Here is a 22,685-nt window from a genome sequence, read left to right as displayed (position 1 = left end):
GGTCAGTCCTCGCCCGCCGCAGCACCGCCGCCACGGTCGATCGCCAGCAGCGTGCCGGCACCGCGCACTACTATCGCATCGCCCGCCTTGATACCGGCCGGGACGAACCACCCGCCTGCGACCGGCCGGCCATCGGCGAGTTCGACGCGCTCGAACGTCTCCGCCCCGGTACGGCGATAGACCCAGGCACCCCCGTGCCAGCGCATCACGGCGTCGCGCGGCACGAGCGTGCCCGCCTGGCTGCCGCCCTGCTGTACGGTGACGCCGAGGATCCGGCCGTTGGTGGCCGATGCCGCGACTGGGCCGCGCAGGATGGCCAGCAGGCCTGCGCTTTGCAGCCGGGGATCGGCGGCGGCGGCGGGACCGAGAATATGGAACGAGCCGCCGTCGATCCGGACGGCGCGCAACTGGTCGATCGATGCGCCGGGCATATCGATGCGGACCAGCGCGGCATGCCCCGACGCCATGTCGGCGACCAGTGCCCGGCGCGCGCCGGAGCTGATCCCGGCCAGGCCGGGCCCATATTCCAGGCCGATGCGACGGGACGCCAGCTGCACGCGGGCGATGTCGGCCGCGGCCTGGGCACGCGCCGCCTGGACGGACCGGGCCGAGGCGCTCTGGTCCTGCGATGCAAGCAGGGCGAGCCGCGCGGCTTCCGCGCGCGACGCGGCGGCCGCAGCCGAGGCGGTTACGATCTCCGCGTCGATCGCGGCGAGGTTGGCGCCATCCAGCCCGCGCGCAAAACCCTGCCCGCGCGGGGGAACGGTGGCTGGCACCGCCCTTGCGATCGTCAGGCCGATGCGCCGCTGCTCGGCGAGCTCGACCCGCACTTCGCCGTCGCGGGCGCCGGCGCTCGGCGCTGCGTCCGCCCTTTCCCGTGCCGGCGGCACGGGCGGGGCCGAGGACAGGAGGGGGACGACAAGGAGGATGCACCCCGCGCTCACGCCGGCACCCAGCGCAGCCCAGCCTGCGGCGTCTCGCCGTCTCATTTGGTCGATGCTCCTTCGGCGTGCGCCACGATCAATGTCTCCGGCCCTTCGAGCGGACGACGGAGCGCGTTCTCCAGAGCGGCATCCGCCGCGTGCACCCGCGCGAGCGCGTCGATCTCGGCGCTGCGCGCCTGGCGTAGCCCCGCCTGTGCCGCTGCCCATTCGATACGATCGATTGCCCCGGCGGCCAGTTCGCGATCGGCCTGTGCCGCGAGCTTCGCGGCCGTCGCCAGTTCGACGGTGCGAAGCTGGACGAGGGCGGCGCGCGCGGCCCTGGTTTCCATGAGCGCCGCGTCGACAGCAGCCTCGGCCGCGGCGACCACCGCTTCCAGGCGCTTGCCCGCTTCCGTGCGCTTCGCCTCGGCAGCCGCGATCGCGTGTCGGTTGAGGTCGAGTGGCGGCAGGGCGAGGCCCAGCGAGAAGGGCAGCTTCACCAGCCCGCGTTCCCAGGTATAGCCGGGCGAGAGGTTGATCGCAGGAAACTGCTTCGCCATTTCGCCCCGCAATTCCTGTTCGGCCTGGTCATAGGCGACGACCGCCTTGAGCACGTCCGCGCGGGAGAGCAGCGCCGCTTGCCGCAGATCGGGCGTTACCAATGCCCCCGGATCGGGTGCGGGGGCATCGAAGCCGGGCCATTCCACCGGAAGGCCCTCGACCGTGCCGGCCGGCACCCCGATTGCCACGGCGACGGTACGCGCGGCGGCACGGAGACCGGCCTGCGCGTCGCCCAGGCGCCGCGCGACATCGGCGCTGTCGGCGCGGACCCGCTCCAGTTCGGCGCGCGATGCCTCCCCGACGGTGACCCGGCGCGCCATCGCGACATATTGCCGGTCACGAACTTCGGCGAGCGCCGACAGCGCGGCGACTTGGCGCTCCGCGACCAGGCGCTCGGCCAAGCCCCTGCGCAACTCCGTCCGCGCGTTCCACAGCGCTTCGACGACATCATATCCAGCGGAAAGTACGGCCAGGTCGGCGCCCGCGATGCGCGCGCCGCGCCGGCCGCCAAGGTCCAGCGGCACGTCGATCGCGCCGCCAAACAGCCAGGGCGAGCGTGTCGAAGGATCGTTCGCATATTCGGTGGTGAGCGTGAACGTCGTGCCCGGCCATCGGCGGGCGACGCCGGCATTGGCGCGTGCGGTGTCGACGGCTGCCCGCATCGCCGCGACGTCGGGATTATAGAGCGTGGCCGCGGCGAACAGGCTCAGCCGATCCCATGCCAGCGGCATGCCCGCCCGCGAAGGCGCGAGCGCGGCCACGCGCCGGCCGATCTCGGCGGGGTCGAGAGTCATCGCCTGGCGCGCCGCCGCGATCTCCGCCGGATGCACGGGCCGCGGCCGATAGGAGACACATCCCGACAATGCCGGGGGCAGAGCAAATGCCAGCAGCGCAAGCGGTCTGTGGAGGCGTCGGGGTACACGCACCCCCGCACATCTAGAGGTAATCCGCCGGCACCGCATATTGTGGAATCGCAAGGTATGCGGGCTCCGGCGCACCCCTTGCGCAGGCCCATGACGGGGCTCGCACAAGGGGGCTGCGCCTTAGAAGGTGAGCGTGACGTCGGCAGTGACCGAGCGCCCGGTCTGATAGAAATACTGGTCGAACGGGGCGGTCTTGCCGGCGTTGATGTTGGTCACCTGCTTCGAGTCGAGCAGGTTGTTCACTTCGACCCCGAAGCGGACGAGGCCGAGATCGTAGCGCGCCGACAGGATCGCGCTGTTGTAGCCATTGCTGCGATAAACCGGGTTCTCGCCGTCGCTGAACCACTGGCGACCGGTGTATTTATCGATCAGCGAGAAGCGGATCGGGCCGTGCTTGTAGAGGATGCCGCCCGCCGCGGTCCATTCCGGCGCGTTGGCGACCTGGGTGTGCGGCGCGCCGGCATTGTCGGTCTTGGCATAATTGCGCGAGGCATTGGCGAAGACGGCCAGGCCATTGTCGAAGGCGTAGGTGATCTGGCCCTCGACGCCCTTGTACTGCACCGCACCCTGGTTGACGAAGACCACGCCCTCGCCCGGCACCGGCGAGGTGAAGGACGCGAACTTGTTGGCGAAGTCGATCTTGTAGAGATCGACGTCCAGCGAGAGGTTGCGACCGTGATAGACGAGGCCGGTCTGGTAGTTGGTCGAACGCTGGGGCACGACGGTGGAGAGCCGGGGGTTGGCGACGTAGAGCACGCTGAGTGGCGGTGCGAGGAAGCCGCGCGCATATTGGCCGTAAACCGAGAACCGCTCGCTGACGGCATAGTTCACCGTCAGGAACGGCAAGTCCGCCGTATAGGTGTTGCTGAGCGTCTGCGCGTAGCGGGTCGTCTGGTTGTAGGCCGCCTCGATCCGCCGGTTGAAATCGACATGCTTGTAGCCCGGCGTCACCGCCAGGCCCGGCAGCGGGCGCAGTTCGAGCTCGACGAACGCCTCGGTGTGGTTGGTGTGGCTGTTCTGGTCGAACTTGATGTTCTGCGGCGTCGCTACCCCGGTCACCGGGTCCGTCACCTTCTTCTCCAGATAGTTCGGCGACATCGTCACCAGATCGACGTCGCGCTGCTGGCGATAGGTGTTCGACCATTCGAGCCATGCACCGGCGGTGATCGTGCCGAAACCGAAATCGACGCGAACCTTGGCGATGTTGCCGAAGACCCGATATTTGTTGGTCTTGGTGTAGCCGGGGACGCCAGTCGTCGCCTTGGCGCCGGGCGCGAGCGTCACGACATTGGCCGCGGCGATCTGCGCCGGCGTTGCCGTCGCATAGAGCGTGACGTCGTTGCCGCTCAGTGTCTGGTTGTCATAGCTATAGGTATAGGCGCGGTTCTCGAACACCGAACCGGGCGCAATATCGGCCTCCAGCTTGACGATCTCGAAGTCGGTCTTCTTCCGCGTGCGGTTATAGCCGTAGAAGCTCTGGCTGTTCGGATCGTTGTTGAGGCTGAAATAGCGGCCATACTGCGCCACCTGGCTCAGCGTCGCGCCGTCCTTGTCGGGCTGGTTGAAGCTGTTCTCGTTATAGGTGCCGAGCAGGGTCAGCCGCACGTCCGGCGAGATCGGCACCATGATCTTGCCGAACACGTTGTTCGACTTGAACGGGCTGTAGGTGCGGGCACCGTCCGATCCGATGTGCTGGCCGCTCACCATCACCTCGGTTCCGCCGAGCGTGTCGATCGCGCCGCTCTGGGCGACGCCGCGCACCAGCCAGGTGTTGAACGAACCATAGCTGCCCTTCAGTTCCACCCCCGGCTTCTCGCGCGTGGCGCGCGAGAAGAGGTTGATGTTGCCGCCGAACGTGGCCTGGCCGAGTTGCGCCGCGTTGCCCGGGCCGCGATCGACGATCAGCGTCTCGATCGTGTTCGACGGGAAGAAGGTGTTCGAATGATGGGTAGGGTCGTTGGTGTCGCCGAACGGCACGCCGTCATAGGTGATGTTGTACTCGCCGTCCTGGAAGCCGCGGATCTGCGCCTTGGATTCCGAAAGGCCCGGGCCGTTGGCGTTGCCATAACCCGACACGCTCGGCGCGATCAGCGCGATCTGATTGAAGTCCGAGGTCGCCGGCAGCGAATCTTCGATGAAGGAGCGGCTGATGACCGACTGGGGCTGGGTCGTCTGGAGGGAAGCCGTGACCGGAGCGATTTCGTTGGCACGGGTGGCGGTGACGACGATGTCCGACCCTTCGGCGATATCGTTCGGACGCGGCCGGGCATCGTTCCCGGCAATGGTCTCCGCTGGCGCCGATTTGGTCTGGGCGGCAGCGGCGGCGGGCAGGATGAGCGCTGCTACGCAACAGGTCGCGTGAAGCCGGAAGTGGTTCGTCGATACCTTCATCTCTCGTCCCCCTGGGGACTCGGGGAACCCGACCCCGCGTCACGCACGAGGTCGTGGAAGGTGATGACAGTTTGATTTCGCAGGCGTGACAGATCCAATGATTGCGAAATCACAACATTTGCGGCCGCGACGCGGGAAGGCCCCCGCCCTCCTCCGTGCAGGTTCTCGGCACCACGCAAGGCAGGGAAGCGCCAGAAGCAGCCATGGATCAGACGGCAGGAATTGCCGCAATCAGCCGGTCGGCGAACGCCATGGTTCCCAGGCGCCCGCCAAGGTCACGCGTTCGTGCGGCGGAGCTGGCCAGCGCCCGGTCGGTCGCGGCCGAAATCGCCTTGCCGGCAGCAGCCAGGCGAGCGTTCCCGCAACGGCGCCCGCACCAATCCAGCAGCATCGCCGCCGACAGGATAAGCGAAACGGGGTTGGCGATCCCCTGCCCCTGGATATCCGGCGCCGAGCCATGCTGGGCCTGGGCGACGCAGATACCGTCGCCCAGGCTGATCGATCCGCCCAGGCCCAGGCCCCCCGAAAGCTCGGAGGCTTCGTCGGACAGGATGTCGCCGAACATGTTGGTGGTGACGATCACGTCGAATTGCTCGGGCCTGCGGATCAGCAATGCCGCCGCTGCATCGACGATCACTTCGTCAAGCGCCACGTCGGGATAGCCTCGAGCAACTGCGCGTACCTCGCGCAGGAACAAGCCGTCGCTGAGTTTCAGCACATTGGCCTTGTGGACCGCCGTCACCTTGCGCCGGCGCCCGCGTGCTAGATCGAACGCCACCTCGGCCACGCGGCGTGAGGCGGCCGCGGTGATCTTGCGCACGCTCAGCGCCATGTCCGGATCCGGCATGAATTCGCCCGCACCGGCATGCATGCTGCGATCGGCATAGAAGCCTTCGGTCGCTTCCCGCACGATCACCAGGTCCATCCGGCCGCCGAGCAGACCCAGGCCGGGACGGCTCCGGGCCGGGCGGATATTGGCACCCAGCCTGAAACGCGCGCGCAACTCGCCCGAGGGGTTGATCCCGCCGGACGCACGCGGGGGATAGTCATAGTGCGAGACCGGGCCAAGGATCACGCCGTCCACCTGCGGAACCCGGTCGAGCACCGCGTCCGGCAGGGTCGTGCCCTGGTTTGCCAGCGCGGCGAGGCCGATTTCCATCGTCTCGACCTCGAGCCCGAGCCCATGGGCAGCGTCGGCAGCCTGCAGCACCGCCAGCGTCGCAGCCATGATCTCGGGTCCGATGCCGTCCCCCGGCAATGCCAGCAGCTTCATGCGGCACCCCGGCAAGGGAAGAGGCTCACCGAGGTGCCGGCCGGCATCAGAACTTCACCTTCGCACCGACGAAGAACGAGCGGCCGATGATGTCGTACGTTGCCGAATCGGTAGTCAGCGGCTGGCCGCTGACAAAGGGCGGCGCCTTGTTGCCGATATTGGTGATCCCGCCAGTGAACTGGAAACGATCGCTGACATTGACGGTGAAATCGGCGTCGAAATAGCTATAGGCAGGCACGCCGGGCGTCACGGCCGCGGGGTTCACCACCTTGTCCTGGTGGATCATCTTGTCGATGAAGCGCCAGCGGCCGGTGATGGTGAAGGCACCGCTGGTATAGCCGAGCGACGTATTGGTCTTCCAGCGCGGATGCGCGATCTGCGGACTCACCGCATTGTTGCCGATGCTGCCCACATAGTCGAGCACCGGCGAGCCCGGCAGCGATGATACCTTGAACGATCGCGTATAGGTCACGACGCTGTTGAGCCGCATCGTACCGGCTCCCTCGCCCAGCCCCATGCCGGCGAGATCGAAGCCCCAGTCGAACTGCACGTCGATACCGTCGGTCTTGTAGGTGGCGAGGTTGAGCGCGCCTTCCCGGCCGAACGAAATCGCGCCCGAACGGGTGTCGCGGGTGATCTGCTGGCAGAAGACGTTGTTGAGCGAATAGCCGGGGTTGCTGAGCCCGTCGAAGTTGAAGCAGCGCGGCAGGATCTGGGTCAGCGCGACCGTGCCGATCGCGTCGCGGAGCTTGATATTGTAGTAATCGACCGAGAGGTTGAACATCCGGAACATCGGACTGCCGAAGCGCGGGCTCCATACCGTGCCGATCGTGAAGCTGTCGGCCTTTTCCGGCGTCAGGTTGGGGTTGCCGCCCGTACTGCCGAAAGCGGTGTCGTTGATATAGGTGAAGGTGGGATAGATCGCCGCCGGCACCCCCTGGGCGATGCACAGCGCCTGGATCTGGGCAGCGTTGGCACCCGAACGGAAGGCGCTCCGGCTGTCGCACGGGTCGCCGGCACCGGGAACCGCACCGATGTTGATGCTGCCGGTCGCGGTCGGCGCGAACAACTCGCCCAGGCTCGGCGCACGGATCGAACGCTGATAGCCGCCGCGGATCAGCAGCTGCTCGAACGGCCGCCAGCTGGCATCCGCCTTATAGGCGTCGACCGAACCGAAGCCCGAATAATTGGCCCGGCGATAGCCGAGATTGAGGCTCAGGCTGTTGAACAGGAACACGTCCTTGAGCAGCGGCACCTCGAGTTCGCCGAAGACTTCCTTGACCTTCTGGCTACCACCGGTCGGCACGATATTGTCGAACGAGGGCGTGTCGCCGAGGATCAGCGCATTGTCGGGCCTGAAGGCAAAGCTGTTGTTCCGATAGGCGGCGCCCAGCGCAAAGCTGAGATCGCCGCCAGGAAGCTTGAAGATCGGACCGGTGACCGTGGCTTCGATCACCTGCTGGCGCGTGGTGTTGATATTGGTGTTGTCGCGCGTGATGAACTGCTCGCAGCCCGGGCTGAACGGGTTGTTGCCGAACGGATTCCAAGCATAGCCGATGCAGCTGCCCGCCGAGCCGGTGAAGTTGGCCGTGCCGTTCAGCACCGCCGCGATATTGGCGCGGCTGGTGTCGTTATACTGCATGTTGGTGAAGTGCGTCTGCCCGATCGAGCCATAGACGTCGAAGTTCAGCGCCGTACCCGGTATCGTGCCGCGCAGCCCGATCACGCCCTGATAGACATCATATTCGAAGGTCTGCGAACGCGGCCCCGAAGCGGTGAGCAGCTTGGTCACCGACAATGCCCGGGTGAGCGCGGTCGGATCGCCCGGCACCGCCGGCCGCGAGGCAAGCAGCGCCTGCAGCGCCGGGTTGCCGGTCACCCAGGGGCTGTTGAGCGGCACGACCAGATATTTGCCGGGGCCGGTCGAGCCGGCCGAGGTGCTGTCGAGCGCACTCGAATGCATGAAGTTGAAGGTGCCATAGGCCGTGATGCCGCCGGCCAGTTCGTAATCGAGCTTGGTGAGGACGTTGTATTTCTTCAGCGGCACCTGGATCGAGAAGTAGTTGCCGAGCGCGACCGCCACCTGGCGGCAATTGCTGGTGATGCCGAGGCCCAGCGGCGCGGTGGGCAGGCCGCGATAGTTCTGAACGCAGTTGCTGCCGGCACTGGTGGTGAAGATGGTGCCGTCGGTATTGAAGCCGATCGCCCCATTATACTGGCCGGTACCGCTGATCGGCGTGGTGCCCGGATAGGTGGCGAGCAGCGCGTTGACCGCCGCGACCGTCGGCTGCGAGCCGAACAGGCCGTTTTCGACCAGCCCTTCCGGCGGACGCGCGAGCAGACGGATATTGCGGAAGAAAGGCCGGTCCGCGCCGGCGATGCGATCGCGCTCGGCATATTCGAACGCCACGATCGCGCTCCCCCGGCCATCGGCGAAATCGCTGCCGGCAAGCAGCGTGAACTGGGTGTTCGCGCCGTCGCCTTCCAAGGTGCCGCCACGGCGCGCGCCGAGTTCGATCCCGTTGAAATGGCGCCGCAGCTTGAAGTTGACCACGCCTGCGATCGCGTCGGAACCATAGGTGGCGGATGCGCCGCCGGTGATGACCTCGACATTCTCGATCATCGCCATCGGGATCGTGTTGAGATCGATCGATCCGTTCGGATTCGACGCGATCAGGCGGCGGCCATCGACCAGGATCAGCGAGCGGTTGGGCCCGAGGCCGCGCAGATCGCTATAGGCCTGGCCGCCCTGGAAGCCGGTCCGCGCCTGCACGTCGCCAACCTGGGCGAGGCCCTGTGCCGCGGCGAACTGCGGCATCTGGCCGATCGCCCGGTCGAGCGTCGGCTGGCCGGCGCCGGCCAGGGTTTCCGAGCCGATCGTCACGATCGGCGTGTTCGACTGATAGTCGCGCCGCGCGATCCGCGAGCCGGTGACGATGATCTGCCCCTGCTCCGCGGGCGTGGTTTCCTGCGGCGCGGGCTCGGCAATGGCGGGCGCGGCGCTGTCCGCCGCCGCATCCTGCGCCCATGCCGGCGTCGCCGCCAGCACCCCCAGCAGCGCGATCGTGCCGAGGCTGGTGAATCCGGAACAAGCGCGGGTACCGCGCCGATCAAGGCTGCCCATTTATCCCCTCCTGTATGTCGGTCCGCTTTGCGCGTCCGAACCTTATCTTCGGGACGTCGAAGGTCCCCCGATCAAAGGAGTGTCACGGCTTTGCTTTCACCAACCTGTCATCGCTGGGGATGGTGCGCGGCGCGGCGGCTGCGACGAACCAGTGCCGTAGCGAGCGCCGGCCCGATCAGCATCACCAGCGCGAAGCGCGCGGTTTGCGCTGCCATGATGAAGGGCGAATCGACCGGCAGGGTACTGGCGATCACCGCCACCGATTCGAGACCGCCCGGGCTGGCCGCGAGCCATGCGGTAAGCGGGTCGATCCCCAGCGCGAAATGCAGCAGCGCCGCCAGTCCGCCACAGAAGCCGATGAGCAGCAGCGCGGCAAGGAGGATGCGCGGAAGCATGCGCGCTGCCGTAGCGCGCGCCTCGCCAGTAAAGCTCAGCCCGATCCGCCAGCCGGTGGTGGCGAAGGCGAGAACGAGCAGCGGCATGGGAACCCGAACCGGAGGCGCGCCCGCAAGCATCGCGGCCGCGCCCAGCGCCATGGTGACGATCAAGGTTCCGGAGCGCCAGCGCAGGAGCACGGCCCCCGCGACGCCGGCAATCGCCACTACGGGCATCAGCCAGACCGGCCCGTCCGCAACCGCCGCTGCACCATGTGGCGGCAGCGCTTGGGCGCCGAGCAGCACCGAGAGCGCGCTCGCCGTGAGCGTGACGGCGACGACGCGCGTATAGACCATCACCGCCACCAGCCGCGCATCGGCGCCATTCGCTTCGGCGAGCAGCACCATCGCCGTCGCGCCGCCAGGCATCGATCCCCAGATCGCGACCGTGCCGGGCACCACGCCCCACCGGCTGAGCAGATAGCCGAGCAGGCCGCTGGCACCGACGGTCGCCAGCGTCAGCAGGGCGAAGAGCAGCCAGTGCTCGGCGAGCATCGGCGCGAGCGCGCCAGCCATGTTTCCCGCGATCAGGCAGCCGATCACCGCCTGGGCCGCGATGGCGAGCCAGCGCGACACCCCGATGTCCCAGCCCCGCGCGGCGGCCGCGATCCCGGCGAACATCGGCCCGAGCAGCAGGGCGGCAGGCACCGCCAGCAATGCCAGGACAGCGGTTGCGACCAGGGAGAGCAGGAGAAGCCCGGCCCATTGCCGAAGGCGCATGCGCAAGCCCGCGCCGCCCGGCACGTCAGCCGGCGACCGCGACGACCGGGAAGGCACCGGTAAGCGCGGCGATCCCTCCGAAAACCAGGCAGGACCCGAGCGCCCATTTGAGCGTGAAGCGCTGATGCTCGCCGAATTCGATGCCGACGAAGCCGACCAGAAGATAGGTCGAGGCAACCAGCGGGCTCAGCAGATGGACCTGCTGGCCGACCAGGGCGGCGCGGCCGATCTCGGCATCCGACAGGCCATAGGCATGGCCGGTCTCGGCGAGGATCGGCAGCATGCCGTAATAGAAAGCGTCGTTCGAGATGAAGAAGGTGAAGGGCGCGCTGATCACCGCCGTGATCGGCGCGAGATAGGCGCCAAGGGCGGGCGGGATCGCATGCGTGACGGTGGCTGCCATCGCATCGACCATCTTCGTACCGGACAGGATCCCGGTGAAGATGCCCGCACCGAACACCAGCCCGCCTACCGCCAGGGCATTCGGGGCATGCGCGGCAAGGCGCTCGCGCTGTTGCGACAGGTTCGGATAATTGACGCTCATCGCCACCGCGAAGGCGAGCATGAACAGCACCGGCAGCGGCATCGCTGCCGCAATCAGCGCGACGAGCAGGCCGATGGTGAGCAGAAGGTTGAACCAGAACAGGCGCGGCCGCCGCGCCTCGACATGGCTGTGGCGGTCCTGCTCGAGCATTTCGTCCGCATCCGCATCCTCATCCACCGCATCGGCCCGCAGCGCCGCCAACCGGGCGCGCTCCTTCAGGCCGAAGCGATAGGCGACGAAGACAACCCAGGCCGCCGTCGCGAGCATCGCCGGGATCAGCGGCACGAACACTGTCGCCGCATCGAGCTTGAGCGCGCTCACCACTCGCGCGGTAGGGCCGCCCCAGGGCAGGACATTCATCACCCCGCCGGCCATGATGACGATGCAGGCAAGCATGCGCACGTCCATCTTCATATGGCGGTAGAGCGGGAGCATCGCCGCGGTGGTGATCATATAGGTGGTAGCGCCATCGCCATCGAGCGAGACGATCAGCGCAAGCAGCGCCGTGCCGACCAGGATGCGCACGGGATCGCCATGCACCGCGTGGACGATGGCGCGGATCATCGGGTCGAACACGCCGACGTCGATCATCAGCCCGAAGAACAGGATGGCGAAGACCAGCATCACGCCGGTTGGCGCCAGGTCCGCGACGCCGGCCATCATCATCTTGCCGAGCCCGGCGTCGAACCCGCCATGCAGCATGGCGGCGAGCAGCGCGAACAGCACGGGCACCAGGATCAGCGCCACGATCGCCGACAAGCGCTTCGTCATGATCAGCACCATGAAGGTACCGACCATCGCGAAAGCCAGAATCGATAGCATGCCCGTTCGCTTCCTTTCAGCGCCGTGACAGGGGTTCTCCCCTCTCTCCGGCGCGGACCATCCCTGCCCGCCTGCTTGCGCGGCCGGCTCTCCTGCCCGAGCGTTAGCCGCGGCAACCTGTCATGAAGCTTTCAGGGGCGCGGGAAGTGCACGATGGCGCGCAGGCCCCGCCCGTCGGGGCCGTCCTCGAGCCGGAGTTCGGCCCCGATCGCCTGTGCCAGCGACCGTGCGATCGACAGGCCGAGGCCGCTGCCCTCGTTACGGGCATCGCGCGGCAGCTGCGCGAAGCGGGTGAACACGCGCTCGCGCTCGGTCGCCGGGATGCCGGGGCCGTCGTCGTCGATAAGGAGCGCCGGATCCTCGGTGGCCGTCACCCGGACGATCCCGCCCGCCCCGCCATGGCGAACGGCATTGTCGAGCAGGTTCGCGAGCAGCTCGAGCGCCAGCACCGGCGCGGTGCGTATGATGATGGCCGGGGCCGGCACGACGACGAGCGTCACCCCCGCCCGCGCGCTGGCCTCGCGCCGCTCGGCAACCACCGCCGTCACGATATCGCGCAGATCGACAGCCTCGAGCGGCGTCTCGTTGCGTGCCGCATTGTCCGCCCGCGCCAGGGCGAGGAGCTGCCCGACAAGATGGCTGAGCCGCACCGTTCCGCGATCGATGTCGTCGAGCGATTGTGCTGCTTCGGTACTTCCCGGCGCCGCGCTGCGCAGCACGGCGACATGCGTCCGTAGAATCGATAGCGGCGTGCGGATCTGGTGTGACGCGTCGCCCGTGAAACGCCGCATCGCGATCATCGCGTCGCCGAGACGCCCGAGCATGGCGTTGAATGCCTTGACGAGGTTCCGCAATTCGGCGGGCACCGCGTCGAGAGACAGCGGGGCGAGATCCGCTGCGACGCGGTGATCGAGCTCGGCCTGGATCCGCGCGACCGGCCGCAAGCCCCAGCGCACCGCAAAGGGCAGAAGAAGCACCGCCACCAGGATCAGCGCACTTTCGAGGAAGAGCAGGCCGCTGAGCAGGCGGTTGGTATCGGCCTTGCGCGCATCGAGCGTCTCGGCGACTTCGATCACCACCGGAGCGTCGAGCCCCGGCAGGCGCCGCGCCCTGGCGACGATGCGGATGTCGCGGTCGAGATAGCGCGCGTCGCCGAACGCGGCGGCATCCTCGCCAGGCGCAAGCGAGATCTGCGGCAGATCGCCATAGCCGGTCAGCGCACGACCGCGATAGCGGATCGTGTAGTAGACATTGTCTCGCGCGGTGTTCTCCAGCATCCCGAAGATCGCCGGCGACAGGTCGAGCGCGATCTCGCCCTCCTCGATCGTCAGCGAATCGGCGATGCCGCGGGCGGCGGCTTCGAGGATGCGGTCGTTGACCGCCGTGACGGTGGCCCGGATCATCAGGCCACCGCCCAGGCCGAGCGCGACTGCAAGGATGATCATGGGCAGGCCGACGCCGATCAGCAGGCGCGCGGTGAGCGAGCGGGTGCTGCCCGCGAGCGGCTTCATGCCGGGTCGATGAGATAGCCGAGGCCGCGCACCGTTCGAATCTCGGGCCCGTCCGGTTCGAGCTTGCGGCGCAGGCGCGCCACATATACCTCCACCGCATTGGGCGCGACCGGCTCGTCATAACCGAATATCTCGGCGGCAAGGCGCTCCTTCGACACCAGCTTGCCAGGCCGCGCCGCAAGCCGTTCGAGCACGGCCCATTCGCGGCGGCGCAAAGCGAGCACGGTCCCGCCAAGCGTTGCCGTTGCCCGCGCCGGATCGATGACCAGGTCGCCGATAGTGACCAGCGGCGAGGCCTCCCCTGCCGATCGGCGCAGCAGCGCGCGGATCCGTGCCTCCATCTCGCTCGGATCGAACGGCTTCAGCATATAGTCGTCCGCGCCATGGTCGAGCCCGGTGACCCGGTCCTCGACCGCGTCGCGCGCGCTCAATACCAGTACCGGGGTCTTGCTTCCGCTGCGGCGCAATCGACGAAGCACTTCGATGCCATCGATATCGGGAAGGCCCAGGTCGAGCGCGATCAGCGCATAAGGTTCGCCAAGTGCCGCGTCGAGCGCGTCCTCGCCATATTCGGCGACGTCGACTGTATAGTTCTTGCTGCGCAACATGGCCGATACGCCCCTGGCCAGGGCGGGATCGTCCTCGACAAGAAGAATGCGTGCCATGGTTGCCAATGTGAGGCATTGACTTGTCGGAAGTCCAGAGGATCATTTGCGCCATGCGCGCGCTCGCTTTTCTCGGCTGCCTGCTGCTCTCCGGTTGCGGCACGCTCAATCCATGGCATGACGAGCACGCGGCGATCGCGCGAGCGGCTGCCCGCGAGGGCAGGCTCGTGATCTGGTCGGCGACCGACCGCCCCGCCGTCGCCCAGCTGCTCGCCGACTTCCAGCGCCAGCACCCCGGCATTCATATCGACTATCGCGAGATGGCGGCGCTCCCCGTCCACCATCTGGCGGAAGAACGTGCCCGCAACGGCGGCGAGATGCCCGACTTCCTGTGGAGTTCGGCGATGGATCTGCAGATCAAGCTGGTCAATGACGGCCATGCGCTCCGCTATGCATCGCCCGAGCACGCCGCGCTGCCGGAATGGGCCAACTGGAAGAATGAAGCATGGGGCGTCACCGCCGAACCGATCGTGATGGTCTATAACCGCAAGCTGCTGGGTACGCGCCGCGCGCCCACGAGTCATGCGAACCTGCTGCGCCTGCTCGAGTCGGGCGCATCGGATCTACGTGGCCGGGTCGCGACCTATGACGTGGCGAACTCGGCAGTGGGCTATCTCTATCTCTCGCAGGACGAAGCGGCCAGCAGGCTCGCCTGGCCGCTGGTTCGCGCGCTTGGCATCAACGGCGTGCGGCTGTTCACGACGAGCGAGGCGATCATTTCGGACGTCTCCGCGGGTCGATCGGTCATCGGATACAATGTGCTTGGATCCTATGCGATTGCGGAAATGCAGCGAAACCCCAATCTCGCCGTGGTATTGCCGAGCGACTACACCTTGCTGATGTCGCGCATCGCGGTGATACCGGCCAAGGCCGCGCACCCCAATGTCGCTCGCCTCTTCCTGGACTATCTGCTGTCGAAGCGCGGTCAGGCCCATCTGGTGGCGAAGGCCATGCCGTCCGTGCGACGCGACATGGCGGTTCCTGCGGCCTTGCGCACGCCGGAACAGCAGCGCCGGGCAATCCCGGTGAGCCCGGCACTGCTCGTGGTGCAGGACCGGTTGATGCGCCGTCGTTTCCTGGCGGAGTGGAACAGGCTGATCCACCCGGACCATCCGACACCGAGCGAAGATTCCGCACGCTAGCGGGCGTGCGCCAATCGTTCCTGATGCGTCCGCATCCGAGCTTCGAGGCGCTCGGCAACGGATTCGCATCAGTCGATCAGGCAGTAGGAGCCACGCCCCTGCTCGAGCAAATGCCGAGTCGGCAAACGGAAAGCACCCGGAGTTTCATGGACGCGATCGAACGCCTGACCGTGGTTGCCGCTCTGCGCGCCGGCCGGCAGCACGCCAATCAGCAGCATGGCGGCTGCGGCGGTGCCGATGGTCATCTTCGATCGGATCGCCATATTCTTCTTCGTCTTCGTCACCAGCCGCGTGGGCGCGCCCGCGGCCTCAAAGCGCATGGCAGATGTCGGACACCTGCTTTGCCGCGGCGGCGAGGTCGAACATGCGGTCCTGTTCCTCCGGAGCGTCCGATTGGTCGCGGTGGAGCGAAAGTCCGAGACTGTTCCTGACATCGCCCCCCGCCCGCTGGGTGCCGTTGAGGATCGCACCCGATAGGTTGACGAACGAATTGCCCGCGCTGGCGACGACCGTTTGCTGCCAGTTGATGAGGAAGGATCCCGTGGTGCCGTTAAGATCGACGACGATCTGGGTGACGCAGGGATCATCCGGCGCCGCGATCACGGTGTGGGCGCCGACGAGGCTGTTGCCGAAATTGGACACGAACAGTTGTTTCGCCGACACCGAGAAGCCATCCTGGGCATCGAGTGCCGCGGCTGCCTTGCGGGCGAAATCATAGCCGCCTGCTGCGGCCGCCCGGATCCATTTGCCGCCTTCGGCCGGATCGCGGCCGGGCAGCGAGCGATCGTAAAGCAGCGTGCCATAGAGCATCATGCTTTCCGCGATACCGCCCTCTGCACCGATTTTGGCGTAGCGCAGTGCCCCGGTCAGGTCCTTGGCGATGATTTCGCCACGGAACAGCGCCTTGGCAATTTCGCCTGCGGCCGCAATCGAACCTGCGTCTGCGGCCTGACGAAGCAGGCGCAGATATTGCGCCGGATCGGGCGCGACACCGGTGCCGTAGAAATAGTCGAGGCCGAGGACATGGATGCCGAGTGGCAAGCCCGTCGCCGCCGAGCGCTGCGCCCAGCGGAACGCCTCGCTGTTGTTCCGAGGCACCCCCGATCCCGTCGCATAGGCCCCCGAGATCAGTGCCATGGCGCGCGGGTCGCCATTCTGCGCGGCGGCGAGCACGGCGGGCGCGGAGCCGGGAAATCCCGCCAGGCGCCGCAGGTCGGGCCCGGCAAGCGTACGCCACTGCATTTCCGTGATCCCCCACGTCGTGCCCGATTGCGGAGCCAGTGGGCTGGAGTTGGGGACCGCCGAGACCGGCGCGCCCGCGAGCAAGAAAATCCCTCCCGCCAGGCCCGCGAGAAGAAGGCTGCGATGCTGTCGCATGATCAATATCCTGCTGCCCCATGCGCTTGCGCACGAGGAGGGGTTGGAAATCGGCTGGTCGGGAGCCTTAGTTGGCGCAGCTTCCGTGCTCGTTCGCCACGGTGACCGGCGCGGACAGCGGGAACTACACGCTCAACGTGCCCGCAGGTGTGCTGGGGGATGTCCTGAAGAAGGAGCTCCTGGGCACAGTCACCGTCGCCGCCAAGTCCTATGACGGTGGCACGGCGGCGACCGGATCGGTCAGCCTTGCCGGTGCTGTCGCCGGGGACACGGTGGAGGCCAGCGGTACCGTCCTGGCCTTTGCCGACAAGAATGCCGGCACCGGGAAGACGGTCAATGTCAGCGGGACGATGCTGACCGGCGGTGATGCCGGCAACTACAGGCTCACCATTTCCGGCCCCGTTAAGGGCGACATCCTCAAGCGGGCGCTCAGTATCGCAGCCATTGATGCCCAAAAGCAGGCAGGCGATCCCGATCCTGCCCTTGGATATACGCTGCTCTCGGGTTCGCTCGTTGCGGGCGACGTGCTTTCCGGGGGGGCGAATCGCGCGGCAGGGGAACAGGCAGGCGATTATGTGATCGATATAGGCTCGCTGAGTGCCGGGACGAATTACGAGATCCAGTTCCGGAACGGGGTTTTCACCATCCGTCCGCTCGAACGCGCTTTGCAAGCGCCGGTCCAGCCGTTCCGCTCAGTCACCCTTCCCACTCAATTGCCGAATCTGAACACGGGGCCGGAAGATGGTGCCGTGACGATCGATAGCAGCGCAGTTTGTGGAGAGAACAAGAGCTGCGTTTCAGAAAGCCGCTGAATCCGGCTCCGAGAGCATGCCGGAATTAGAAGGAAGGGCTTTCGTTCAAAGCGAAGGTCCTTCCTTCTATCCACTCCCGCCAAAAGCGCAGGCTAGCCATCCAGGCCGCGTCGAACAGACCTATGAGAGCTCACTGGCGCCGACGACGTTGGCGTGGGTTGCATTGGGATAGAGTTTAGCGAACGGCAGCTTTCAGATTTACCCCGGAGGTGAAAATTTGGGCCGCTTGCCGGCCGACTGCTTGCGGGCGGGGCATGGCGTAGAGCCGACTTTCGTTCAGCTAGCGCGTTGAGGCGAAAGGCCGTCGTCCGCTCGTTAGAGCGGACGACGGCTCGATACTCAAGTTGTCGCACTGACCTTGACGTTTCGGAAGGAAGCAGTTCCCGAAGGTGGCGGGACTTCCGCAGCTCCTGCGAGTTCCACCGAACGGGGCGACCAGAGGTTCGCGTGAAGCGTCATGGGCAAATGCGGCACCGGGGTCGGGTCCCAGCTTCCACGGTCGTGTACGAGGATGTCATCGACGAACCACCGGATCCGATCCGGGAACCATTCGATCGCGTACCGATGGAAGTCTGCGCTGGCGTCGAAGCCGAGGTCGATCGCACAGGGCGAGCCGCGGTAGCCGTAGTCGAGGTCCGTGCTCTCGCTTCCCGGATTGAAGTAGACGTTGAGAAGCGTTCTGCATGGTTCGTTGCCAGTGATCTCGACGTCGATCTCCTGCCGTGGCGCGGAACGGTGTAAGAAGAAGCCGGTAACCAGGCCGCCACCCCGTGCTGCCCTCATCTCAATCTCAAAACGTCCGTGCAGAAAGCGACGGGCCGACGAGAGCGCGCCCGAGCGGTAAGGGCGGCCATCCGCCTCCGACCCGCTCAATGTGATCGTCGCACCGTCCGCGCCGTAGTCGATCGCATCATGCGAGAACCTTGCTAGGTTACCCGGGAACGTCCCGCGCATCGGCGGCATCTCCGTCGCGGGCGCGATAAGTGAGCACTGCATCTCGACCGTCCCGATGTCCCGCAAGGACGTGAGACTGGCAACCGGCGGCGGCCATCCGTCGATCATCTCGATCGCCCACGGCGTGCTGTCCATCGCCATGCGAGGCGGCGACCTATCGGACCTTGGTGAGGGAACAATCGGCCGACGACCGTCGCGGAACAGACGCCAATTGCTCGGTGCGCCGGCAGGAAAGGCGTCGATGGGCGTATCGACGCCCGCCAGTGAACAGAGCGGTGACCACCAGTCGTCGCCCGGCCCGTCGCCCGGCAGGACAGTCCATGGCTGCTTCGATTGGTGGCCAGTGCTCATCCGATCCGCACGGGCGGGCTCCAAGACAAGTCCAGTGGCGAGCTCGGTGATTCCGTTCGGCAAGTCGTCGGGCTCGAAGGGCGGATCGACAAGAGCGTCGAAAGTGGCAAAGCAGGTGGAGAGTTCGCTGTTGCCGAAGGTGAGCTCGCCGACATCGAACGCCAGGACGCGCAGACCGAGCATCGACAGCGCCATCGCCAAAGGTTCACGCTCTCTGCGTTCGGTCCAGGCGACGATACGAACCCTGCCGGAGCGAGCTGGCGCCGGAAGCGAGTCGGCATCAACGACTCCTGCCTGCGCCAGGAAAGGTAGCATCGAGTAGGAGTTGTCGGACCCGACATCAGACCGCTGCAGGATGGCGGCGGATCGAACGGCGAGAGGCGCCAGCCGATCGAATTGCCTGTTGATCCACATGTCGACCGGGCCGACAACCGGCATTGCGCGGAGCAATGTCTGGGCACCACCTCGGGAGAGTACATAGCCGGAAAGAAACCAGAGTCCCCGCACCGGACGGAACAGCGTTCCATGGGCGTCGGCCCGCTCGCAAGTGCCACCGGCGTCCTCGTATGACAGGTAAAGCATGGCCGGACCTGCCGTGCCTTTTCTGGCCAGGGCCTCGTGCCAAGCTCGGTCGATTATCGCAGCGGCGCCACGCCGGAACCACACGTCGTCCTCAAGGATCAGGACGTGTTCCTCGGGTCCCGCTGCGACGGCCTTCCATGCCTCGACATGAGATCGCGCCACGGCGATCTCCTGACGGGTCATCGTGACGGGCTGGTCCCGCCCGAAGCAGTCCTCAAGCTTGGCGTCCGGTTGAACATGCAGCTGATGGCCCACGACGTAGCGCGGGTCCACGTCGGCGGTAGCCGCTGCCACCCTTCCGTCGCGTGCGTCTAGCGCGGACATACGGACCACAAGGTCGGTAAGCCGTCGGCCGTCGCGGGTCTCGAAACGCGAGAGTTCCCGCATGGTCCTAGCAATGCGGCGGGGCTGCCGATCAAGGTTGATCACAAGGATCATCCCAATCCGGTTCGCGTCTGCGCCGAACGCGTCGATTCTACCGCCAGGCAGCGCGGCGGCATAGGCGGAACATCACCCCTCGCAGAGCTCTCGCGGGTCGATCGAGCCTCAAGCGCGCGCCTTTGCTATCAGTGTCTCAACATCCGTAGACGTTGCGCCAGTTGCGCTCGTCTCCGCGATAAGAAAGATCCCACCGCATCTCCGCGATCGCATCCCAGCCGCGTATCAGATTGAAGTCGAGCGCGTCTCCCTGCAAGATTAGAGTATACGCGTGGGCGGCGAGTACCGTTGTGAGGTTCCCGGGACCGGTGGTCGCCTGAATCTCTGGCTGGTTGTCGCCCCCGAGTAGCAGTTCAGTCGCTCGCTCTAGGGCGCGCTTCAGGACAGGATGTCCGGCCGGCGCTGCGATGGGATCATTGTTGACGTAGAAGTTGTGTTCTCCTGGAGGCAGATCGGTTCGCCAGATATCTGCGTTTGGCATCATCCCCCCGGCTGAAATGTCGTAGCAGAGCGGCTGAAGCTTCAACCTGTCGTCTTCGAGCAGGTAGGTCCAGCCGTCGTCAAGTAGTACGTCATCGCAGTCGACGTAGAGCCCCCCCTCGGTGAGCAGCACGCACAGACGAAGGTAATCGCACCGCATCGCCGGATGTGCGCACCGGCTGAAGGCGGCTACTTCACGGACACCGTGTCGATCACGAATGTAGCGATCGGCGGATGCGTCATCGAAAGTTCGGATTGCAAAGCCGTGGTCAGCCAGCCGCTCCCAAGTGAACATGCAGGCGGCTACGTCGTCGGGCAGTTCGGAATGGTCATGCCAGAATCTGATCAGGTTGCGCGGTATTCCGCCGGGTGCATGCCTCGATCGGCATGCGGGATCCATACCGACCTGCATGAGGATGATATCTCGGATCAGTGCCGATCGAAGCGTCTCGTGCGCCTCAAAGCCGAGCCCCAAAGCCGCGATGCGATGTCGCGCGTCAGCCGCATGATCTTGTACCTCGCTCAACCGGCCATTCCTTGAGCGGTCGAGCTGGATTGACCGCGACTTCGCCGCAGGTAGGCCCCATAGCTGGGAGAGTTCCTGAGTATGTGGATGCGGCCACTTGCCACGAAGCCATCGAGGCCATGACCTCTGGTGTAGACGTCGAGGTCGCCGATGTCGTTGATGAACCCCTTTCCCTTGAAGTTGAGTGAAGTGTTGCAGAGGACGCCGTAGCCGGTCCTCATTCTAAAGGCGGATAGGAGGGCATGAAGCTCCGGATTGGAGCCCTCTGTAACAGTCTGCAGGCGGGCCGATCCGTTGATGTGCGTCACCGCGCGGAGCCGATCGGTGGTCGCCGTGAAGGTGTAGAGCATATGCGGACTGTCGACACGACACCCGAACCACCGCTCCGCTTCTTCGCGCAGGCAGACGGGTGCTATCGGCCGGAACTGCTCGCGCTGTTTGATAACGTTTAGTCGCTCGCGCATTTGGTCGCTAAACGGGGCGGCCAGGATCGAGCGGTTGCCAAGTGCGCGCGGTCCGATCTCGTACCGCCCATGTGCCCAGCCGAGAACGAGGTCGTTCGCTAAGAGGTCCGCGACGAGAACGTCGTCTCGTTCCAGAACGTCGTACGCGTCGCGCTGGAACGAAACGTCATCGCGGAATGAAAGACCGGCATAGACGTCCCACTCGATCTTCGGATCCCCGGTAAAGCGGAACTGAGCGTCGATGGCGGTGCCAATCGCCGACCCGCTGTCGTTCGCAACAGGTGGGACGAAGACCTGCGAAAATAGGCCGCTACTCACCCATTTGCTGTTCCAGTCGCAGTTCAGCCCACAGCCGCCAGCTATCAGAAGTGGCCGGCCAGGCTCCAGATGTTCGCGCGCGAACCTTTCGAAACGGGCGAATATCGCATCGCTGTAGATGCCCGCAAAGTCGCGGAACGAAGCATCCTCGACGCCAACGTCGAGATGCGGTGCCTGCGGAAGTTGGGGATAGTCGGAGAGCTTGCGATAGGGGCCGTCGAGAAGGAACTCCAAAAGCGCCCGCTCCTCCGCAGTAGCGGTCGCGCGCTTGGAGAACGACGCGAGCGCCATCAGCTTTCCGGCATCTGATTGTCGGGGATAGGGACCGTCCTTCGGGAAGTCCGGATCTGCAAGCCCATAGAGCAGCGCATAGCGGTTGCCCGGTTGCGTCAGAACGTCCCTCACAACCGAAACGCGACTATGGGCATCAATCTCGTAGAAGGTTCCCATCTCGCCCTCCCACACCAAGGCGTAGCAAGGCGTGCCTTCTGGGAGCGGTGACATTCCCAAAGCACACATGATGTGAGAGCGCTCGTGGGAGGAAGAGAAGTAATCGGAACGTCCGCGTAGGAACCGTCCCTTCTCGTGGATGGCGAGGTACTCGGCCGTTCCGCGATATCCGCCGTTGCGGCGAGAGCCGTGTAGGAATTCGTAGTGGTCCCGCGGCCACCAACCGCTCATACATATGACATCAGGAAGATCGGACAGCTCTCCGACGACATCGAGCAGGTCAGAAACCGATATCGCAGAGTAGCGGTAGTTCGAGCCCTTCTCAGCTTCGATTGAGAAAGACAGCCGACCGTTCTCGATAAGAACAACGGCGCCGTCGTGACCGGGATTGTATGCTAGGATACGCAACGACCTTTCCCCCTTGAAACAAGGTATTCCAAGAGCGCCGAGGCCTGGCAAGTGGTAGGGTTTTCATATCAACCATCGTGGCGCCATCCATGACTCGCTAGGATAGCTACCTCCTCAGTATTCTCGGACGAGCGTCGGCCGACACGCTTCGACCATTCCGAAGTAAACCTTTTCGCTTCCCGCATGGCGTATCGATGAGAGGGCCTGAGCGATCGGCAGCCTTCGGAAGTAGCTCGCAGACCGCCAAACGTCCGAGATGAGGGCGCATAGCCGACATTTCACCCTACCCCCGCGCACAGGACAGAGGCCTACCTGCAACCGCGCCGGTACCGTGAGAGCCTGTTCTCCGCAGAGAACTACGCCTTGAGCTCCTTTACCCGGTAGTCGCGAGAAGAATGCGACCGGCGATTCCGCGAGCTTCCGCGCGGGAGTATCCGCCGGATTGGTTCCGATATGCTTCCGGTGCGGTCTGTCCCAGAAACGCAAAACCCC

The 22,685-nt window shown here is 65.7% G+C and carries 16 protein-coding genes; 2 read left to right on the top strand and 14 right to left on the bottom strand.

The window, feature by feature from the left end; genetic code table 11:
• Positions 1-2 precede the first annotated feature (2 nt).
• From ACIQCS_RS16000 to ACIQCS_RS15960, 9 genes are all read right to left on the bottom strand, one after another.
• Positions 3-989 carry a hypothetical protein gene (locus ACIQCS_RS16000; RefSeq protein ID WP_345847229.1) on the bottom strand — a complete coding sequence of 329 codons (987 nt, stop codon included), beginning with the start codon at positions 987-989 and terminating at the stop codon, positions 3-5.
• Positions 986-2,314, bottom strand: coding sequence for a TolC family protein (locus tag ACIQCS_RS15995; RefSeq protein WP_345847231.1), 1,329 nt, complete (start codon positions 2,312-2,314; stop codon positions 986-988). Before ACIQCS_RS15995 ends, ACIQCS_RS16000 begins: the two co-directional genes overlap by 4 nt.
• A 213-nt stretch (positions 2,315-2,527) precedes the next feature.
• Complete coding sequence (locus tag ACIQCS_RS15990; RefSeq protein ID WP_345847233.1) at positions 2,528-4,798, bottom strand: TonB-dependent receptor domain-containing protein; 2,271 nt, start codon at positions 4,796-4,798, stop codon at positions 2,528-2,530.
• Between the two features lie 208 nt (positions 4,799-5,006).
• Positions 5,007-6,071, bottom strand: a complete 1,065-nt coding sequence (locus tag ACIQCS_RS15985) for an isocitrate/isopropylmalate family dehydrogenase (RefSeq protein ID WP_345847236.1) — start codon at positions 6,069-6,071, stop codon at positions 5,007-5,009.
• Between the two features lie 46 nt (positions 6,072-6,117).
• Positions 6,118-9,195, bottom strand: a complete 3,078-nt coding sequence (locus ACIQCS_RS15980) for a TonB-dependent receptor domain-containing protein (protein ID WP_345847238.1) — start codon at positions 9,193-9,195, stop codon at positions 6,118-6,120.
• 107 nt (positions 9,196-9,302) lie between these two features.
• Entirely contained in the window at positions 9,303-10,349 is a 1,047-nt protein-coding gene (locus ACIQCS_RS15975; RefSeq protein ID WP_345851986.1) for an AbrB family transcriptional regulator, read from the bottom strand.
• Between the two features lie 25 nt (positions 10,350-10,374).
• Positions 10,375-11,715 carry a citrate:proton symporter gene (locus ACIQCS_RS15970; RefSeq protein WP_345847240.1) on the bottom strand — a complete coding sequence of 447 codons (1,341 nt, stop codon included), beginning with the start codon at positions 11,713-11,715 and terminating at the stop codon, positions 10,375-10,377.
• Positions 11,716-11,846: 131 nt separating this feature from the next.
• Positions 11,847-13,226, bottom strand: coding sequence for a sensor histidine kinase (locus ACIQCS_RS15965; protein ID WP_345847242.1), 1,380 nt, complete (start codon positions 13,224-13,226; stop codon positions 11,847-11,849).
• Positions 13,223-13,891 carry a response regulator transcription factor gene (locus ACIQCS_RS15960; RefSeq protein WP_345847244.1) on the bottom strand — a complete coding sequence of 223 codons (669 nt, stop codon included), beginning with the start codon at positions 13,889-13,891 and terminating at the stop codon, positions 13,223-13,225. Before ACIQCS_RS15960 ends, ACIQCS_RS15965 begins: the two co-directional genes overlap by 4 nt.
• 53 nt (positions 13,892-13,944) lie before the next feature.
• Between ACIQCS_RS15960 and ACIQCS_RS15955 the strand changes: the two genes are divergently transcribed.
• Complete coding sequence (locus ACIQCS_RS15955) at positions 13,945-15,033, top strand: ABC transporter substrate-binding protein (RefSeq protein ID WP_345847246.1); 1,089 nt, start codon at positions 13,945-13,947, stop codon at positions 15,031-15,033.
• A 68-nt stretch (positions 15,034-15,101) separates the two neighbouring features.
• On the opposite strand, the gene ACIQCS_RS15950 is transcribed toward ACIQCS_RS15955, so the two are convergent.
• Positions 15,102-15,353 (bottom strand): hypothetical protein, encoded by a 252-nt coding sequence (locus ACIQCS_RS15950; RefSeq protein WP_345847248.1) that lies wholly within the window; start codon positions 15,351-15,353, stop codon positions 15,102-15,104.
• Positions 15,343-16,410 (bottom strand): tetratricopeptide repeat protein, encoded by a 1,068-nt coding sequence (locus tag ACIQCS_RS15945; RefSeq protein WP_345847250.1) that lies wholly within the window; start codon positions 16,408-16,410, stop codon positions 15,343-15,345. Before ACIQCS_RS15945 ends, ACIQCS_RS15950 begins: the two co-directional genes overlap by 11 nt.
• Before the next feature lie 71 nt (positions 16,411-16,481).
• On the opposite strand from ACIQCS_RS15945, the gene ACIQCS_RS15940 reads away from it, so the two are divergent.
• Positions 16,482-17,222 (top strand): YDG domain-containing protein, encoded by a 741-nt coding sequence (locus tag ACIQCS_RS15940; RefSeq protein WP_345847252.1) that lies wholly within the window; start codon positions 16,482-16,484, stop codon positions 17,220-17,222.
• A 339-nt stretch (positions 17,223-17,561) separates the two neighbouring features.
• Here ACIQCS_RS15940 and ACIQCS_RS15935 read toward each other — a convergent pair whose 3' ends face one another.
• From ACIQCS_RS15935 to ACIQCS_RS15925, 3 genes are all read right to left on the bottom strand, one after another.
• Complete coding sequence (locus ACIQCS_RS15935) at positions 17,562-19,547, bottom strand: family 16 glycosylhydrolase (protein ID WP_345847254.1); 1,986 nt, start codon at positions 19,545-19,547, stop codon at positions 17,562-17,564.
• Between the two features lie 136 nt (positions 19,548-19,683).
• Positions 19,684-20,553, bottom strand: a complete 870-nt coding sequence (locus ACIQCS_RS15930) for a glycosyltransferase (protein ID WP_345847256.1) — start codon at positions 20,551-20,553, stop codon at positions 19,684-19,686.
• The gene (locus tag ACIQCS_RS15925) at positions 20,550-22,193 is read right to left on the bottom strand and encodes a carbamoyltransferase C-terminal domain-containing protein (protein ID WP_345847257.1); all 1,644 of its coding nucleotides are present in this window, start codon (positions 22,191-22,193) and stop codon (positions 20,550-20,552) included. Before ACIQCS_RS15925 ends, ACIQCS_RS15930 begins: the two co-directional genes overlap by 4 nt.
• Positions 22,194-22,685: the final 492 nt, after the last annotated feature.

Origin of the sequence: Sphingomonas sp. NPDC092440 (genome assembly GCF_044754985.1) — a bacterium.
Classification (GTDB): domain Bacteria; phylum Pseudomonadota; class Alphaproteobacteria; order Sphingomonadales; family Sphingomonadaceae; genus Sphingomonas.
This window is presented reverse-complemented; position numbering and strand designations above follow the sequence as displayed.

Coding starts and splice junctions, on each gene's coding strand:
- ACIQCS_RS16000 (WP_345847229.1), bottom strand. CDS start 989: ATGAGACGGCGAGACGCCGCAGGCTGGGCTGCGCTGGGTGCCGGCGTG.
- ACIQCS_RS15990 (WP_345847233.1), bottom strand. CDS start 4,798: ATGAAGGTATCGACGAACCACTTCCGGCTTCACGCGACCTGTTGCGTA.
- ACIQCS_RS15985 (WP_345847236.1), bottom strand. CDS start 6,071: ATGAAGCTGCTGGCATTGCCGGGGGACGGCATCGGACCCGAGATCATG.
- ACIQCS_RS15980 (WP_345847238.1), bottom strand. CDS start 9,195: ATGGGCAGCCTTGATCGGCGCGGTACCCGCGCTTGTTCCGGATTCACC.
- ACIQCS_RS15975 (WP_345851986.1), bottom strand. CDS start 10,349: ATGCGCCTTCGGCAATGGGCCGGGCTTCTCCTGCTCTCCCTGGTCGCA.
- ACIQCS_RS15970 (WP_345847240.1), bottom strand. CDS start 11,715: ATGCTATCGATTCTGGCTTTCGCGATGGTCGGTACCTTCATGGTGCTG.
- ACIQCS_RS15965 (WP_345847242.1), bottom strand. CDS start 13,226: ATGAAGCCGCTCGCGGGCAGCACCCGCTCGCTCACCGCGCGCCTGCTG.
- ACIQCS_RS15960 (WP_345847244.1), bottom strand. CDS start 13,891: ATGGCACGCATTCTTCTTGTCGAGGACGATCCCGCCCTGGCCAGGGGC.
- ACIQCS_RS15955 (WP_345847246.1), top strand. CDS start 13,945: ATGCGCGCGCTCGCTTTTCTCGGCTGCCTGCTGCTCTCCGGTTGCGGC.
- ACIQCS_RS15950 (WP_345847248.1), bottom strand. CDS start 15,353: ATGCGCTTTGAGGCCGCGGGCGCGCCCACGCGGCTGGTGACGAAGACG.
- ACIQCS_RS15945 (WP_345847250.1), bottom strand. CDS start 16,410: ATGCGACAGCATCGCAGCCTTCTTCTCGCGGGCCTGGCGGGAGGGATT.
- ACIQCS_RS15935 (WP_345847254.1), bottom strand. CDS start 19,547: ATGATCCTTGTGATCAACCTTGATCGGCAGCCCCGCCGCATTGCTAGG.